Raw genomic sequence first — 17,389 nt, forward strand, 5'->3', positions numbered from 1 at the left:
CAACGATGAGATTCCTGATGGCTTGAAAGTCGATTCTGTTCCTAGCCACACGCTGGGTCGTTTGGCCCGTCGCAGCCGTTCGAGACAACGCGCCTCCTATGCCGTCAAGACGTAACGTCGTTGCCGTGTTACGTGACTCTCGACGTAACGCTCTTTCCACACAGCACCGCACAGTTCGTTTTCTACGCCGAAATGTGCCGTACGCACGGGAAATGGCGCTGCCGGACCGGCAAACCCTCTTTACGACCATAGAAAACGACTCTTTTTATGATTGGCATGATAGCTGCTTATAGAGGGTCGCTGACACGAATTTCACTAATGGTCGGGAAGACCAAAGTATCTCGTCTCCGCGGTCTCGGGAAGCGGCTACCACATAGTCTTCTTCACATACGGAGCGAGTGTCTCGGCGAAGGCGATTCGGTTGGATTTTCAGTTCGATCTTCGAATGAAGAGCGTGCGGGTGGGGCCAGCTCGCACGGTGTTAGGTTAAAGGAGGCTTCAGCCCGTTTCCGGAATGTTCGGATCGTCGGGCGTTGCGGAAATTTGATTCGCGCGTAAATTGCGCCGAATTCGATATTTCCGGCTTCAAGCCATGTTAATAAAATGGATCGCAGGTCTGAGAACGATCGCAGATCCAGCGATGCCGGGGTCATCATGATCGGAATCCGATCAATTGTTGCACGTATTCTGGACGGACTAGTAGTGGTTATCGGTGCGATCGTGGCGTCGGACGTCCGCCTTGACAGCAACGCGCTCGAGCGGCCCGATTTCATGCTCGTGTCGTTTGTCACTATGTTTACGCTTGTAGCATTTCCAGCATTCCAGATTTACGTGTCGTGGCGCGGGCGGTCGTCGATCGCGATGATCAGCCAAGTGTGCTTTGCATGGATTTCCGTTCAGGCCGCAAGCCTCGTGTTGTTGTTCATGATGCATCGGACAGACCACGTGTCGCGGTTGTGGTTCGCATACTGGACCAGCCTCACCGGCATCGGCTTGATCGGCATTCGTACGATCGCTTACCTGTTGCTTGGGCGTGTTCGTCACGCAGGGCTTAATCTGCGCAAGGTCGCTGTGGTTGGCAATGGCCAGCATGCCCGCTATGTCATCGAGCAACTCGCCCAGTCGCCAGCGAGCGGATTCCGGGCCGTCGCGCTTTACACGCCCGAGCAATGTGTTCTGTCATCTGCCGTGTCGACGTTCGCGGACGTTGATGCATTCGCTACGTTTGTTCGAGCCGAAGACATCTCCGAGCTTTGGCTAGCGTTGCCGTTAGCGGAAGCGCTCACGATTCAGGCTGTCCTCAAAACGTTTGGTGACGATCTCGTCAATATCCGCTTGATGCCGGACATGGGAAGTATCGGGCTCATCGGCGGCGCCGTAACAGATCTTATCGGCATGCCGACCATCAATCTGATGGCGTCGCCTTTGTCGAATGCAGCAATGCTGAAGAAGGCGCTATTCGATCGGCTATTTTCTGCGTTCGTCCTCACCGTGCTTGCGCCGGTACTACTCGTCATTGCCGTCATGGTGAAACTATCATCGCCAGGCCCCGTAATCTTCACCCAGCTCCGAAAAGGCGCGGACGGGCGCGTCTTCCGCATCTACAAATTCAGGACTATGCGGCTACACGACGAGCAGGCGGGTGCGCTACGCCAGGCTACGCGCGGTGACGCTCGCATCACACGGGTGGGTCTGTTCCTGCGACGCATGAGCCTCGACGAGTTGCCGCAGTTCTTTAATGTCCTGAGAGGCGACATGTCCGTAGTCGGCCCTCGACCGCACGCAATCGAGCACGACAATCACTATAAGCCGCTTGTCGACGGATATATCCACCGATACCGCATCAAACCAGGAATTACTGGCTGGGCGCAAATCAATGGCTTTCGTGGCGAAACAGATCATATCGACAAGATGATCGGACGGGTGCAGCACGATCTCTTCTACTTGCGAAACTGGTCGTTCTGGCTCGACATGCGGATCGTTGCCGCGACCGTCGTCAAAAGTTTCGTTCATCCGAACGCCTATTGAACCAGTGGGGCCAGTTGTCGAACTTGGCTCACTTGCACGCGTTGGATTGCTGGCGTGCACGTATGCAGATCGAATTAGACGAGTGGCGTCCGCCAAATCGAAGATCGCTATAAGAAGAAAAGCGGCACCGTGGCGGACATTTGCTTGATGTTCACATGTAATCAAAAATAATGAGAAATTCAAAAACCTATCTTCCCGATTCCGTCGCGTCAGGCCTACGCGGCAGTCGAGTAATTGCATTTGTCCTTGGGATCGGTTTAGTCCTGTCCGGATGCACAGTCGCGCCGGGGATGCGAATGAGCGAGCCAGCAACCCTCGCGACATCGGATAACACGTCGATGCAGGTGCCGATTGCGGAGATCAATGCGACGCTGATTCAACAACTAAAGATGTCTTCTGCGGCGATTAACTCAGAGGAGATCAAAGGGCTATCGGACAAGCCGTCGCCGTACACGTTCGGCACAGGCGACGTACTGCAGATTGTTGTTTGGGATCATCCTGAGCTTGCGGAGGCGCAAGGTCCGCAGCAGCAGTCAAATGGCCGCCCCTACGATCCGCCGCAAGGCTTTGTGATCGATCATAACGGCAACATCCAGATTCCGTATGCGGGCGACGCACATGTTGCCGGGTTGACTATGGATGAAGCGCGCTTGGTTGTAACCAGTGCATTGTCTCGATTCTTTATCAAGCCGAAGGTCTCCGTACGGGTAACGTCATTTCGCGCCAAGGAGATTTTTGTTGATGGCGAGGTCCGTGCCCCTGGCACTGTGCCCATCAATGACATTCCGATGACGTTGTTCGAAGCAGTTAACCGCGCCGGCGGATTTGCGCCGACCGCGGATCAGAGTCATCTGGTTCTTGTACGAAAAGGCGTGTCGTATTCGCTCGATGTTCCAGGCATGCTGGCGCGCAATGTCAATCCCGCTAGCATCTTGCTCCAGGACGGTGACCTGCTGCGCGTTGTGCCGCGTGAGGAGAGCGGCGTCTACGTGATGGGTGAGGTCAACAAGCCGATGACGGCGTTACCGCTGCGTACCGGCAAATTGAGTTTGAGCGACGCGCTTTCACAAGCCGGTAGCCTCAATAGCGGCAGTGCGGATGCCGCGCAGCTTTACGTGATCCGTGGCGCGCAAAGTAGCGAACCCAGAGTGTTCCATCTGGATGCACGTTCTCCAGTGTCGATGGTACTGGCCAATCAATTTGAATTGTTGCCTAAGGATGTCGTCTACGTGGACGGTAACGGCCTCGTTCGTTTCAGCCGCGTATTGAACCTTCTGCTACCTGCGATCAATGCCAGCCTTACCGCGGCGGTCGTGACGAAATGATCCGGCGCCTTCTCGTGGTTTGTCAGGGCAATTTATGCCGGAGTCCGATGGCGCAGGGTTTGTTTCAGCGGCTATTGCCTGATATCTCGGTTTCATCGGCGGGCTTAGCTGCCAGACAAGGCATGACGATCGATCCGGTGGCCGGGCGCATGCTCGAGTTACGTGGGATCGACATGTCGTCACACCGCGCCGTGCGGCTCGATGAAGGTATTTGTCGCTCGGCCGACTTAATCCTTGTCATGGAGCTCGCGCAGCGCAGGGCTATTGAACGCTTTTATCCGGTCGCACGAGGACGTATCTATCGCGTCGCGGAAGTATTTCCGTCTGATGTGAAGGATCCGTACCAGCGTTCGCAGCGCAATTACGACTACGCAATGACGCTGATTGAGCACGGTGTCAATGATTGGGTCGAACGCATCTGCCAATTAGCCGAGAGCAACCAGCGCTAAGCGAGCACGTCTCGCTTCAAAAGGATATCTGAAGTCGACATGAACTCTTCCAAATCGAATTCTCAAAACTTTCGCGAATCGGATGAAATCGATGTTCGCGGAATTGTTGACATGATCGTCAAGAACGTCAGGCTCATCGTCGTGGTGACGGGCGTCTTTTGCGTGCTTGGCACGTTGTACGCGATCATTGCGGCACCTGTTTATGGCGTAGACGTCGTCGTCCAGGTTGAAAGCAGCGGCGCCGATATGATGGGAGGGGCAGAAGGAGGTCTGGTTGGCGGCCTGAGCACTCTGTTCGACGTGAAGTCGACCGATGACGGTGAAATGGAGATTCTTCAATCACGCCTTGTCACAGAGTCTGTCGTCAAAGACAAGCGTCTTTTTATTGATGCACATCCTAGGTATTTCCCGCTTATCGGGAGCGTAATTGCTCGTCACAACAAGAAGCTGTCGACCCCTGGAGTGCTCGGCATCGGTGGTTTTGTTTGGGGACGTGAAAGCATCACAGTATCCTCATTCGACGTGCCGCGAGACTTCTGGGAAGACCGGTTCGTTATCACGACTCTTCCAGATGGACGCTATCGGTTGTCAGGAGATGACATCGATAACGATGCTACCGGACAAGTCGGCGTGCCGTTGCGCGTGCAAACTGCGTCAGGCAACGTAAATCTGGTTGTCGATCACATCGAAGGGCGTCCAAATGCACAGTTCATTGTCAGGCGTTTCTCCACGCAAAAGATGCTCACGCAGCTTCAGAAAGATCTGGTGGTTACTGAGAAGGGTAAAGACCAGTCGGGAGTGATCGGCGTGAAATACGAGAGTATCGACCCCGTTCTTGGCGCAGGAGTGATCAACGAAATAGCTGATAATTATGTGCGTCAGAACGCCGATAGAAAAGCCGCCACAGCAGAAAAATCTCTGCAATTTCTGACCGCTCAATTGCCACAAGTCGAAGGGCAATTGAGGGTTGTGGAGGATCGTCTGAATGGATATCAGAACAAGCACCAGATCGTCGATTTGAGCGAACAGGCAAATGCAATGCTTGGCCAGGCAGTGAGCGCGCAGACTGCACTCTTCGAATTGGAACAGAAGCGAAAAGCACTTGGATCGGTATTGACCACCGAGCATCCCCAACTTGCTTCGCTGGATCAGCAAATCGCTGCCGCGAGACTCAATATCTCTTCGTTCGAGAGCGCGATCTCGCGCTTGCCGGATGCGCAACAGAATGTCGTGAGACTTCGACGCGACGTCACCGTTCAAACGGCGATCTATGTTGGACTGCTGAACAGCATTCAGCAACTGCGTCTCGCAACGGCCAGTAAGATCGGCAACGTGCGCGTGATCGACCACGCGGTTGTTCCGGACGAGCCCGTGCGGCCAAAGGTTGCCTTGGTCGTGGTGCTGGCAACGATCATTGGGTTGCTGGTCGGGATATGCGTGGCAATTGCCAGAGCCGTGCTGCACGGTGCGGTCACGGATCCGTCGGAGATCGAGCGGGACACCGATCTCGAGGTGATTGCAACGATCCCGAGGAGTCCGGCCCAGAAGAAATTGGCGGTCGTGGGAGCCGCTCAGACGCGCTCCATTCTTTCTCTTTCACGCCCGCACGAGCCTGCGGTTGAGGCGCTGCGCAGTCTGTGTACGGCAATGCAGTTCCTCCTACTTGATAAGCCGAAGAACAATCTCGTACTTATCACTGGGCCGTCTAGCGATATCGGGAAATCCTTCACCTCGGCTAACGTTGCGACACTTCTCGGCCAACTGAATAAGCGCGTGCTGTTGATCGACGGTGACTTGCGGCGCGGTCATCTGGCTAAAGAATTTGGCGTTCGCTCGCAAAATGGCCTTGCGAACGTGCTTCGTGGCGAGATTCAGGTGAAAGACGCCATCGTTCGGGATGTTTCTGCGCACGTCGATTTTCTTCCCGCTGGTCCGCGGGTCGGGCAGCCGGTTGAACTGTTCCAATCGAACAACCTGTCGAGCTTGCTGTCGGATGTTTCGCACCAGTACGATCTGGTGCTGATCGATGCGCCTCCTCTTTTGCCCGTGACCGATGCGACAGTGTTTGCGGCATTTGCAGGGACGATTTTGCTGGTGGCGCGTTCTGGTGTCACGAGTCTGGGGGAGATTCGAGAGTCGGCCAAGCGTATTGGTCGGGTCGGAGCAAAGGTCTCGGGCGTCGTTTTCAACTGTTTCAGTCCTGGATTGAGATCCGCTCAGTACGGCAATTACGGTGCTTACGCATATGAAGGCGCGGATGCCGCAAAGCGCCTCAAGCACGAGTGACGGTGATAATGGAAAAGGCGACATTACCGCCGGCGCAGGAGTCTGAGCACGATCGCATCCCTCGCGGTCGCGGATCGGTACGCGCAGCGGCCGGACTCGGCCGGAACTTTGCGGCGATGCTGGCGTGGCAGGTCGGAAATTACCTCGTGCCTCTTGCCACGTTTCCATATCTGACACGCATTCTCGGGCCGTCGCAGTTCGGCGTTGTGAGCTATGTGATCGCGATAACGGTGTATGGCACGGTCTGCACTGAGTGGGGATTCAATCTAAGCGGGCCCCTCATGGTCTCGCAGTGCCGTCAGGACCGGGCCAGGCTGAATGAACTGGTCTGGTCGATCATCGGAGCTAAGGCGAGCCTGTGTGTCATTTCGTCCACCGCTCTGTTCGCGGTTGTTCGTTTTGATCACCACATACAGGGGTTGGGAGCCGCGGTCTGGATCGGCTGGCTGAGCGTCCTGGCAAACGTATTTACTCTTAACTGGCTCCTTCAAGGTCTCGAACGCTTTTCGCTGTTCGCAACGATCGCGCTCGTTGGGCGGTTTGCGACGCTTCCATTGACCTTCTGTGTGGTCACTTCGCCGAGTGACGTCAACGCAGCCGTAGCCGTCCAGTCGGCGGCATCCTTGATCGTCGCAGTGGGTTCAATGTCTGTCGCTTACCAGCAGGGCCTACTGGCGGCTCCGCTATTTTCCTGGCGCACCATTCGCACGCAGCTCGTTGAAAGTACGGATATGTTTATTTCGACGGCGTCGGTCAGCTTGTTCAGCGCAACCAATGCGGTCATTCTTGGCGGTATTTCCGGCCCGTATCAGGTCGGTCTATACGCGGCGGCTGACAAGCTGAAGACCGTGGGAAACATGGTGCCGGCTCAGATCAATACTGTGCTTTACCCCCGTGTCGCTGCGTTTTTTTCCCAGCAAACAGCGGAAGGGGTGAGGATGGCTGCAAGGTTGACGACCGTGGGCCTTCTCGCGACCGCGGCGACAACGTGTATTGGTTTGATCGTGTGCTTGTCGCTGTCAGACGTTCTCACCCGTATTGCACTCGGCCAAAATTTCGTGGAGGCGGCCCCGATCGTCGACTTGCTTTGCTTGTCGACGATCTTCGGCAACCTGGCCTATTTTCTTGGTTTGCAAGTGCTTGTGCCATTCAGTGGATCTGCACTGCGCGCGCGCGCGATGCTCGGAGCAGGCGGGTTCAATGTTCTGTTGGCGTTCCTTCTTGCACCACGATTCGGCGCGTACGGCGCAGCGGTGGCGTATCTGACGGCGGAGGTCGCATTGCTTGGCGTATATGTGATGTGGATTGTCCGCTCCACGGAAATGCGCGCTCACTTTATGCAGCTAAAGACATCCTGAGACTGACCATGTTTGATATTTACGTAATTTCACTTCCGGGATCACCGCGCCGCGCTTCGATTGAGAAAGTACTGGCAGATCGTGGGTTGGAATGTCAATTCGAAAACGCGTTCGATGCGCGGAGCCTTGACGGTGATGCGTTTGCTGAGCTTTGCGATCCGATGGAAGCAACGATGCGCTACGGGCGTCCACTCAGTCGCGGCGAAGTTGGATGTTTCTACAGCCATCGATCGCTGTGGCCGAAGATCGCGCGATCCGGGCGTGCGGCAATCATATTGGAAGATGATGCGATGCTGGACGACGCTTTTTTTGAATCAGTGTTGCACACATCGGAGAGTGCTTTATCGGCAAATGCCGACGTTGTTCTGCTCGGACGCTCCAAGCTCGCGCGTCGGCACGCGAAGATAACCTATGTGTACGAGCCGCTGATGCGCGCGAGCCGTGTCGGCAGGTTATGGATTGGCGTACCGTTCAAACAATGGACGAGCGGTTCGGTCGGCTACTGGATCAGTGCCAGTGGTGCTCGCAAGGCGCTTGATCATGCATGCGGACGAATTGGGAGACTTCTCGACGACTGGCCATGGCATCGCGACCATGGCGGTTTGCGCATTGCCGAGTTGCGGCCGTACGTCGTTTGGGAAGCATTCGAGACAATGCGGAGCTCAATTGCATCAAGTCGGGATGTGCTATCAAAGCGCCGGTCTTTCGCCTATGAGATGGCGCTTAAGCCTCTAAGAGTCATACGTACGGGTGGCCGATGGCTAGTGGTGGCGTTGCTCATGGCAACGGCTTCCCGCGAGAAGATGTATCCGCACCATGAATAGCCGCTATTTGCCATACGGGGCGGGTCCGGCCGCAGGTTTTCCGGAGTCGAACACGCGGGTCGCCACGACGCTCGCGTGGACAGTCCTGGTCATTGGTTTAGGGCTTTTTCCGATTGGGGATTTTCTGTCTGTCTATGCAGCAAAGGGCGTGCCGTCTCACGCCGCTGATGCGCGAGTATCGCTATTGTTGAGAGGCGTGACTATTGTCGGTCTTATTGCTTCGCTGACGTATGGGTTTCGATTAACTCAAACTGGACTGTGGCGAGCGATCGCATTTGCATTTGTGCTATGTGCGACGCTCGGTTCCTATGTGTTTGGAGTGTTAACAAGGTACGAGCTTCAGGAGCAGGTGATATTTGTGCTGAAGGTGTTCAGTTTTTTTGTTTATCCTGCTGCGATGAGCATGCTAAGCGATCGACGCCTGAAGCAAATTGAGTCGGTTGCATTCATATCGCTAATGGTTTATGGCGTTTCGATAGTGATGGGCGCTGCGCTATCAATTGACATGTTTCTCAGCTACCAGGCAGACACTCACATTCGATCCGGATATAAAGGCATTATTTACGCGCAAAACGAGGCGGCGGCTCTCGTCGTTGTGGCCATTGGGTTCGGCTACCTTCACGCGCTGCTGCGCGGTTGGTCGTGGCGCTCCGTCCTGCTGATCGGATGCATGCTGGCCGCGGCCGCTCTGACCGGCACGAAGGGTGCAATCCTCGGAGCGCTTGCTGGGACGTGCGCGTATTTCTACTCACGCCACAACGCAATCAAGGCAACGTTTTACACGAGCCTGATTCTGCTGGCTCTGACAACAATGGCTGCGTCTGCTTACCTCTTCATACCGAAGGTCAATGCGGCTGTTGATCTAAGTTTGCGTTATTTTCAGCACCAGGGTGGGCGAATCGGCGACGATAAGATTGTGACGCTTCTGCTGTCGGGACGAAACTTAAAGTTCGCCAACGTTTGGGCCGAGGTTCAGAAGAATAACTTCATTGCGTTATTAACTGGCGGGCATCCCGTCGTTCGATACATGGTGGAGATCGACATTCCAGATCTGATACTCGCCTTTGGCTTTCCCATTTTCATAATCTATTTTGTCGCGTTGGCACGGACCTTTGCTTGCGGCGGTTCAGACCGAAAAGCTAATCGGTTTGGCCGGATATTTTTCTGGATCGTTGTTGCAATGGCGTCGTCGGCAGGTCACGTCTTCGTGTCGGCTGTCGTCGCTCCATACCTCGCGTTGGTTGCGGTTATGTCTCAACGAAAAAGAGATATATGAATAGGAAGCCGTCCTTGTTCAGAGCGCTGGTGTCGATGCTTGGACTAATCTTTACGCTTTCGCCGGCAGAGGCAGTCGGTCCGTCAGGCCAGGCAGTCCCAAGCAGCAGTGCTTATCTTGCGGCTTACTCAATTGTTTCAGGAAGCGGATTTGGAGGCTTGCTAATTCAGGCAGGCCAAGCGACCGACGTGGCGTTGGCTAACGATCCCGCTGCCCCGAGCTGGCATGTCATTCGCGTGCAAATCCACAAGAACAACGATTTTTTGAAGGTGGCCGACGGCGCACCGCGCAGTGAGTTCACGTTGCCCCGAAATGTTTACATGAGCCCGGGCCAAGAATATCTGATCCGCTGGCAGACATATCTCCCGCGCGATTTTGCATTTGATCGGCAGCAAATGGAAATCATCACGCAGATCCATCAGAGTGAATCAAGCGGGCCGCCGCCGTTCATGCTGACGCTGCTCGGTGAGGACTATACGTTTTCCGTGCGCGGGGGGTTAAATACAGAGCACGGGTCAGGTGGCCGCGTTTGTTGTGCGCGCAGCGATCTCGGCAAGTGGGTTAATTGGACGTTACAGTATGCGCCAGACGCCAGCGGGCGGGAGGCGGTGACGCGCCTCTGGAAAAGCGGGAAGCTTGTGCTCGACGGAAACGGCTTGGCGAATGCATATCCTGGCGACCGACGCGCATATCTGAAGTTCGGAATATACAAACCCGGTTGGTTAAAGCACCCTTCAGACGTCGATGCACTGGAACTCTATTTTGGCGATGTGTCCGTTTTCGCGAGGACGGTTCACCGCTAGATGCACAGAGTTGTGCGTGCGCGTATCGCAGCTACTGCGGTATGGTCTGATGTGCTGCATCGCGCTTAGATGAGCGTATTGCAGATTTGGACAATGCCGTGGACGCCGCTGATTCGCAATCAACGGGAATGGTCGGTTGTGTGGCTATCGCAACTGAGGGCGAGGAAGACGTGACCCCTGTCAGCCTGCCGCGCATTGTCACTCCACTCAAAGAAACTGGTAGATGTGCCGCGTCACCGCGGGCTCCATGGCGCCCGAATCTGACCGCCAACCCCCTTTTTCTTCGCGCCCTTTTCCGCCTCAAACCTATCCAGATCCCCCAGCAAATGCTGGATCTGCGAAGCTTGCATCTCAGTCAACCGGAATTCGCTCTGTATCCGTTGAAGCCGCCTCCGCCAATAAGCCGGCTGCAACACGGGCTCACCGCGAAACGCGCTCAGCGACGGCACCATCACACGCGCCACGTGCGCGATGTCTTCATCCATTGTCATGCCATAACCCCGATGACCTCACTGTTCATTTAGTAGTGGCCCTATTCATATGTTGCGGTGGACTGAATCTATCAGGCAGTGTGTGTCCGATTGCGGCGGCCATCATCCTACAAAGCCGCAATCCCCCGGTCAAGGTTTCCAATTCCCGATGACGCAAGAATGGCCCGACCCAAACGGGCCGTCACGTGGTCTGTTCAATCCGACATGCGCTTGCTGCACTGCATGATCTGCTGTTTCGTCATCGGTTCCCGGCAATCGTGTAGTCGCGATCGACGCCAATGGTGATCCGGCCGCAACTATGACCGATACGGAGAAAGACACGCTAGCCGGGTCGAAAGCCGGCGAATTCGAGCATGGTGTCACTGATTTGCATCGATGGAAAGGCGACTCGCTTACGGTTGACCTGCAATGTGTCCGATGATGCTGCTTGCTCGATTGGCGTTAGCCATGAGCAACTCCTGATTGAGCTGGTTGTGGGTATTGGAGCGCGGGCTTTTCTCAGACTTCGCTGCTCAATCAAACACTCGCGACAACCTGGCAAAGACGCCATTCCTCGCAATCCACTCCGCGTACTCCCGGTACTCCGGATCATTCATCAAATGCTTTTCTTCTGTCTTAGCCCGCAAGAAGTAAAGCATGTTCACCGCCAATAACGCCGCGCAATGCGTCACCGCCGCTCGCCATCCCAGCGGCTCGATAAACGGCACTGTCACCATCCAGTAAGACAGATTCTTCGCGATATAAGCGGGATGCTTGGTGAACCGGTAGGGCCCCGAAGTAATGATCCCGCGATTGGTCAGATTCGAAAACCGCAAACCGAACGAGATGGTCGCCAGTGCATAGCACAGCAGCAATGCAACGATGACCATACCCCACACGACTCGCACAACCGGCATCGAAATAAGCCAGTTGTCCCAGAACACCGAACCTTCGTAGCGAATGTACTGGTTCGAGATGAGCGACCAGAACGGCTGATAGCAGATCAGCGCCACGAGCCAACCTAACGTCGTCGGCTCTGCGCTGCGCACGTGACTGTCGAGTATGCGCAATGTGCAGAGGTAACCCACAGTGCCGAACATCAGGTCCATCGCGAACGACAGGTCATACATAAACCGGAATGTCGCAAGCGAAAACGGCGCGTTCAGCGCGGCCGTCAACGACGCGTCGAGGTGATCCGCATTGGTGGACAGGTAGACGATCATCAGCGGAAGGAAGAATGCCTTCACCATCCATCCCGCCAGCATTTCGCGCACTTGGCGCCAGTTCGCGGGACGCTCGCCGCGAAATAGGAAACGCGCCCATAGCAGGTACGCGTCATCGGTTTCTCGCTGATGCCGGTCCATCCACGCAAAGTAGAAAGGCGCCGCGATGAGGACATATGGCGCGAGCGTACCGAGCAGCGACCAGAACGGGTTATAGAAGGCGCCGTGATACTCGGGCAGCAGCCAGTAGAGCGCGCCGATGCCCGCGTACACCGAGGCCAGCGCCGCGAGGCGCAATTCCACGCGCACGATGCTCAGCGGCCGCGACGCACGGCTCGCGAGGCCGGCGCTCGGGCGCAAATAGACGCGCGCGACGAACAGCTCGTAAGCGGCAATCGTCGCAATGATCGCCAGACAGGCGACGGTGCTTCGCGTCGCGCCATCGAGCGAACTGCTGTTGCGCAGCAACCAGAGCGTGAGCAGTCCGACGGCGATCCCGACCAGGCCGATCGAAAAAGGTGTCGCCGAGCGCGGCCGCGGGTCGTGCACGCGCGCGACGGCTTGGAAAGTGGAGTTCATGTCATCCCTCGTCGTCATGACATTGAAGGCGGCTGGGCTATTGATTTTTTGGTGCCCGGCCGCGTGCCTGCGTAACGCTTATTTGCCGGCCGCTGCGACGCCGCCGAGCAGTCCGCCGACCAGGTTCGTCACCGGCGCGCGCGGATTCTTGTTACCCGAACCGCTGCTGCCCGCGGCGCCGGCCGAGCCGCCAGTCAAACCGCTGATAAGGCCCGTCACCGGATTGCCAACCGTGCCGCCCGACGAACCCCCGGCGCCGACACCGCCTGTGACGCCGGCCGTCAACGACCCGACCACGTTGACGACAGGCGCCAGCGGACTGCCCGTGCCCGACGTCCCGCCAGGCGAACCGAGCTTGCCGAGAAGGCCGGTAAGCGGCGCGAGCAGGCCGGCCGCTCCGCCGGTGCCACCCGCTGCGCCGCCCAGCGATCCGAGGTTGCCGATCAGTCCGGTCAACGGCGGGATTGAGGTGCCGCCCGAGCCACCTGCGCCGCCCAGTCCGCCGAGCGGCCCGAGCAGACCCGTGATCGGCGCGAGCGGATTGGTGGTCGCGCCGGTGAACAGTCCGCCCGTGCCCGTCACGGTTTTGCCCAACTGGCTCACGACGCCGCCGACGTCCTTGCCGACCTGATCGCCGGTGGCGCCCGACACTTTGATGCCGGCCGCGTTGAGTCCGTTGCCGAGCGTGCCGAGCAGGTTGTTGAGCGGCGCGCCGAGACCTGTCGTGTTGCCGAGCGTCTGCGTCGTGGTGGAGACGGTAGTGGTGATCGGGTTGATCGCCGAACTGAGCTGCGTTTCGATCTGCTGGACTGGCGCACTGGTGAGCGCGGTATTCAATCCCGAGCCCACTGCCGCGACGCCGCTGCCCACACCGCCGACTACGCTGCCCAGCGTCGACGTCACCGGGGAAAGCGGTTTCAACGGGCCGCTGCCGAGACTGTTCACCACGCCGCCCAGCGCGGTCACGGCGGCACCGGTATCGGCGACGACCCCAGAAGTCGAAGTCAGCGTCGGGCCAAGCGGATTGGCCGTGCTGCCGACCGTGCCGAGGCCCGCGGCGGTGCTGTTGCCCAGCGCCTTCACGCCGTTGCCGAGATCGGTGATCGCGTTGCCGAGGTTCGAGGTCGTTGCGCCGTTGACGCCGGGCACCGAGGTGCCGGTGATCTTGGTGCCGGTATCGGCGGCTGTCGTGCCGACGGCTGTGATGAGATTGCTGGCCTGAGTGATGATGTTGCCGACCGGGGTGGAAGAGGTGCCCGAAGTACCGGAAGTACCGGAAGTGCCCGAAGTACCGGAAGTACCGGAAGTACCGGAAGTACCGGAAGTACCGGAAGTACCGGAAGTACCGGAAGTACCGGAAGTACCGGAAGTACCGGAAGTGCCGGAAGTGCCGGAAGTACCGGAAGTACCGGAAGTACCGGAAGTACCGGAAGTACCGGAAGTACCGGAAGTACCGGAAGTACCCGAAGTGCCCGAAGTGCCGGATGTGCCCGAAGTCCCGGAAGTCCCGGAAGTCCCGGAGGTGCCCGAAGTCCCGGAAGTACCCGAAGTCCCGGAAGTACCCGAAGTCCCGGAGGTGCCCGAAGTCCCGGAGGTGCCCGAAGTCCCGGAGGTGCCCGAAGTCCCGGAAGTCCCGGAAGTCCCGGAAGTCCCCGCCCCCGACGTGCCGCCCAAACCGCCCCCGCCGAGCCCGGGACTTGGCGTGTTAAGCGTCGATCCGCATCCATACAGCGCCAGTAATGTAGACGTCGCCACCGCGATGGCTGTCCGACCAACAAATTTCTTCATGATGTCCCCGTTGAACGACTATTGACGGGGACACTGCAGCAAGTTACACACCAAATGCTGGTTATTGCTCGATCATGCGCTCAAAGCAAAGGTATATCCAAAAAATCAAACAAAATAAGAATTTATCCCGACAAAATCGTGTTTTGACGTCTCGACGCAAATCCGTGTTCCGCGAGCGTGCTACGTAACGCGAGCGCCTGCCGTAACGGTGCGAAACAAGCCGTAATCCATCAAAGCCGCACCTTCGCATCGGAACGGCCGGCCCACGCCGCAAACCCGCATCAAAACGCGGCCGTATAAATCGCCAGCGCATCGGCCTCCGTCACCGGGCGCGGATTATTCACCAGCAACCGCGTCTGCAACATCGCATCGCTCGCCATCCGCTCCAGCCCGCCTTGCTCGATGCCGACGTCGCGCAGCCGCGCGGGAATCGCCGTCGCCGCAATCATCTGTTCGAGCCGTTCAATCAGCGCCTGCGTTTTGCTCTCGTCGCTGCCCGTAACGCCGGGCACGACTACGTCAGCGAGTTCCGCGTACAACGGCGCCGCCGCTTCCGCATTGAACCGCAACACATGCGGCAACACGAGCGCGTTCGAAAGACCATGCGGCACGTGATAAATGCCGCCGATCGGATACGCGAGCGCATGGACCGCGGCAACCGGCGAATTCGCAAACGCCTGACCAGCGAAGGTGGCGCCCAGCAGCATCGCCTCACGCGCCTCGCGGTTGGCGCCGTTCTCGCAAGCTGGCAGCAGGTTGCGCGACAACAGGTCGAGCGCCTTCACCGCGAGCAGGTCGGAAACCGGATTCTTCAGATGCGCGGACGTGTACGCCTCGATGGCATGCACCATCGCATCGACGCCGGTCGCCGCGGTCGCGGCAACGGGCAGGCCAAGCGTGAGTTCGGCATCGAGAACCGCCAGATCCGCGATCAGCTGCGGCGCGACCACGCCCATCTTCTTCGCTTCGCCCACCGTCACGATCGACACGGCCGTGACTTCGGAACCGGTGCCCGCGGTGGTCGGCATCTGCACGAGCGGCAGACGCGCGACCGTGATCTTGTTGACGCCGTACATCTCGCTGAGCGCCTGCTGTTGCTGCGGCGCGAGCACGGCGATCAGCTTGGCCACATCCATCGACGAACCGCCGCCGAGCCCCAGCACGATTTCCGCACCGGCGGTCTGGGCCCGCGATGTCGCTTCGAGCACGATGTGTTCGGGCGGATCGGCGATCACGTCGTCGATCACGGTGGCGTCCCAGCCATGCGCCGCGAGATCGGCGAGCGCCGGATTCAACAACCCGCTCCTGTGCAGAAAACCATCGGTCACGACGCACACACGCGACAGCGGCGGAAATTGCGCGCGCAACAAAGCGCCGAGGCGGCGCGCTGCACCGAACTCGACGACGAGCGTCGGCACCGTTTGAAACCGGAACGGGGTCATCATGGCGCGTCTCCGGACACCATATGGCTCTCGACTTCGCGCCGGTCGAGCAGCGGAATGATGGTGCCGAAACCGAGTCGCTGGAAATGCTCGGTTTCGCGATGATCGGCGAGCCCGTCGGCGTCGCTGTACTTCTCGAGAATCACGAAGTGGTCCGGCTCCAGCGGCGAGCGGAAGAATTCGTAGTAAAGGTTCTTCGGCTCTTTCCGGGTTGCGGCGGCGAGTTCCGTAAGGGGCTTCACGATCGCGTCGCCATTGCCGGGCTTGGCGAAAAAATGCGCGATCACCTGCAGGTAAGCATGGGCCATCAGTCACTCCAACAGGGTGAGTACATCGACGTTGCAACGTTCAGGATGCGGATTCCACGACTCGCTGTCGCGGGGTCGAGGCCACGACGGCGCCGTCCTTCATGGGCGCAGACATCAGTTGTACCAGATTCGGATCGCCTTGCTCCAGTGCGTCGACGCTGCGGGGAAATGTCGAGCGTTCCGTCGCGAAGGCTTCGATGCATGCCGGGAATGCCAGGCGAGGGAGCGCAAGAGAGCCCGACGCGACGGCTGGGGACCAGCGCACGTGTTTCCGCTGTCGCGCGGGTGTCTCGATCCGCGCGCTTCGTCGCCAATGATACGGATGCCTACATAATTTCACGCCCGCTGGCCGAGCCGTAGAACGGCCGATGACCGTTATGCGTCTGGAATGCATCAGACAAAGCTATTGGAAATTGTAAGGTTATTCTAAATCTTGATTGAGAATGATTCGCGTTTACGTTAGATTGGCGCTCCATCCTTTGAGACAGCGGAGCGAATCTATGGCTGAGGTGCTCGTTCGGCGAGAGCCTTCAACAGCGATGCCGATATCGGTTCTCAACGCCGGGGGCGCCTGTCCACCGGTTTCGCGGCGCCCTCGCAATCACGCGCGCGCGGTCGATGGGAAGAAGGGCACACTGCTCGACGTGCTGATCGACAACAGGCCGATGCTCGTCAATCTGGCGCGCGGCTTCGTGGGTTGCGCGAGTCTCGCGGAAGATGTGGTACACGACGTCTTCATCAAACTGGTCGACTTTCCCGATCAGGACGCCGTGCGTCAGCCGGTCGCCTACGTCACGCGCATGGTGCGCAATGCGTCGATCGACGCCTTTCGCCGCCAGAGCCTCGAAAACACCTATCACGCCGACGAAGACGACGGCCTGCACGTGCCATCGCCGGAACCTTCGCCGGAGGCGGCGCTGCTCGTGCGCGACACGCTGCGGCACGTCTACAACGCGCTGGAACAATTGCCGCCGCGCAGCCGCGCCGCCTTCGAAATGGTGCGCCTGCGCGAGGAAACACTGCAAAACACCGCGCGCGCTCTCGACGTCTCGCAAACGCTGGTGCATTTCATGGTGCGCGACGCCGAGAAGCATTGCGTCGATTGCCTCGACGCCTGCAATCGCGGCGTGGCCGGCCCCGCGTTCTGCAGCGGCCGCGCGCGCCGGCGGTAAAAAAGCGCGCGCACCAAACGTCAACTGATTAGAAGCGGTGCGTGAGCAAATGCCCGCG

Annotated in this window: 14 protein-coding genes and 1 pseudogene; 9 read left to right on the forward strand and 6 right to left on the reverse strand. The window is 58.1% G+C overall.

The features are described from left to right. The first annotated feature begins 654 nt into the window (after positions 1-654). The 8 genes from B0G81_RS04010 (at position 655) to B0G81_RS04045 (ending at position 10,349) form a co-directional block, all read left to right on the forward strand. Entirely contained in the window at positions 655-2,028 is a 1,374-nt protein-coding gene (locus B0G81_RS04010) for an undecaprenyl-phosphate glucose phosphotransferase (RefSeq protein WP_134142984.1), read from the forward strand. Between the two features lie 296 nt (positions 2,029-2,324). After that, the gene (locus tag B0G81_RS04015) at positions 2,325-3,353 is read left to right on the forward strand and encodes a polysaccharide biosynthesis/export family protein (protein WP_134133603.1); all 1,029 of its coding nucleotides are present in this window, start codon (positions 2,325-2,327) and stop codon (positions 3,351-3,353) included. Continuing rightward, positions 3,350-3,802, forward strand: coding sequence for a low molecular weight protein-tyrosine-phosphatase (locus B0G81_RS04020; RefSeq protein WP_134133604.1), 453 nt, complete (start codon positions 3,350-3,352; stop codon positions 3,800-3,802). Before B0G81_RS04015 ends, B0G81_RS04020 begins: the two co-directional genes overlap by 4 nt. A gap of 39 nt (positions 3,803-3,841) precedes the next feature. Next, complete coding sequence (locus B0G81_RS04025; protein ID WP_134133605.1) at positions 3,842-6,088, forward strand: polysaccharide biosynthesis tyrosine autokinase; 2,247 nt, start codon at positions 3,842-3,844, stop codon at positions 6,086-6,088. A gap of 8 nt (positions 6,089-6,096) precedes the next feature. Then, positions 6,097-7,446: a flippase gene (locus tag B0G81_RS04030; RefSeq protein ID WP_134133606.1), complete on the forward strand. Its 1,350-nt coding sequence runs from the start codon at positions 6,097-6,099 to the stop codon at positions 7,444-7,446. A gap of 8 nt (positions 7,447-7,454) precedes the next feature. Next, the gene (locus B0G81_RS04035) at positions 7,455-8,270 is read left to right on the forward strand and encodes a glycosyltransferase family 25 protein (RefSeq protein WP_134133607.1); all 816 of its coding nucleotides are present in this window, start codon (positions 7,455-7,457) and stop codon (positions 8,268-8,270) included. Beyond that, on the forward strand, positions 8,263-9,546 hold the full coding sequence (locus tag B0G81_RS04040) for a hypothetical protein (RefSeq protein ID WP_134133608.1): 1,284 nt from the start codon (positions 8,263-8,265) through the stop codon (positions 9,544-9,546). Before B0G81_RS04035 ends, B0G81_RS04040 begins: the two co-directional genes overlap by 8 nt. 14 nt (positions 9,547-9,560) lie before the next feature. Continuing rightward, positions 9,561-10,349 carry a heparin lyase I family protein gene (locus B0G81_RS04045; RefSeq protein WP_243856348.1) on the forward strand — a complete coding sequence of 263 codons (789 nt, stop codon included), beginning with the start codon at positions 9,561-9,563 and terminating at the stop codon, positions 10,347-10,349. 233 nt (positions 10,350-10,582) lie between these two features. Here B0G81_RS04045 and B0G81_RS04050 read toward each other — a convergent pair whose 3' ends face one another. The 6 genes and pseudogenes from B0G81_RS04050 to B0G81_RS44375 form a co-directional block, all read right to left on the reverse strand. Continuing rightward, positions 10,583-10,834 (reverse strand): hypothetical protein, encoded by a 252-nt coding sequence (locus tag B0G81_RS04050; RefSeq protein ID WP_243856349.1) that lies wholly within the window; start codon positions 10,832-10,834, stop codon positions 10,583-10,585. 518 nt (positions 10,835-11,352) lie between these two features. Continuing rightward, positions 11,353-12,621: an isoprenylcysteine carboxylmethyltransferase family protein gene (locus B0G81_RS04055; RefSeq protein ID WP_134133611.1), complete on the reverse strand. Its 1,269-nt coding sequence runs from the start codon at positions 12,619-12,621 to the stop codon at positions 11,353-11,355. Between the two features lie 78 nt (positions 12,622-12,699). Beyond that, positions 12,700-14,409: a collagen-like triple helix repeat-containing protein gene (locus B0G81_RS04060; RefSeq protein ID WP_134133612.1), complete on the reverse strand. Its 1,710-nt coding sequence runs from the start codon at positions 14,407-14,409 to the stop codon at positions 12,700-12,702. Between the two features lie 281 nt (positions 14,410-14,690). After that, positions 14,691-15,851 (reverse strand): iron-containing alcohol dehydrogenase, encoded by a 1,161-nt coding sequence (locus tag B0G81_RS04065; RefSeq protein WP_134142985.1) that lies wholly within the window; start codon positions 15,849-15,851, stop codon positions 14,691-14,693. Further along, positions 15,851-16,159: a putative quinol monooxygenase gene (locus B0G81_RS04070; RefSeq protein ID WP_134133613.1), complete on the reverse strand. Its 309-nt coding sequence runs from the start codon at positions 16,157-16,159 to the stop codon at positions 15,851-15,853. The genes B0G81_RS04065 and B0G81_RS04070 overlap by 1 nt, the downstream gene beginning before the upstream one ends. Before the next feature lie 100 nt (positions 16,160-16,259). Beyond that, a pseudogene (locus tag B0G81_RS44375) lies at positions 16,260-16,355 on the reverse strand (glycerol-3-phosphate responsive antiterminator); the annotation flags it as partial. A 304-nt stretch (positions 16,356-16,659) separates the two neighbouring features. Here B0G81_RS44375 and B0G81_RS04080 point away from each other — a divergent pair. Further along, a complete protein-coding gene (locus B0G81_RS04080; protein ID WP_134133614.1) occupies positions 16,660-17,331 on the forward strand; it encodes an RNA polymerase factor sigma-70 in 672 nt (223 codons plus the stop codon). Positions 17,332-17,389 lie beyond the last annotated feature (58 nt).

Source organism: Paraburkholderia sp. BL6665CI2N2 (genome assembly GCF_004366535.1).
Classification (GTDB): Bacteria; Pseudomonadota; Gammaproteobacteria; order Burkholderiales; family Burkholderiaceae; genus Paraburkholderia.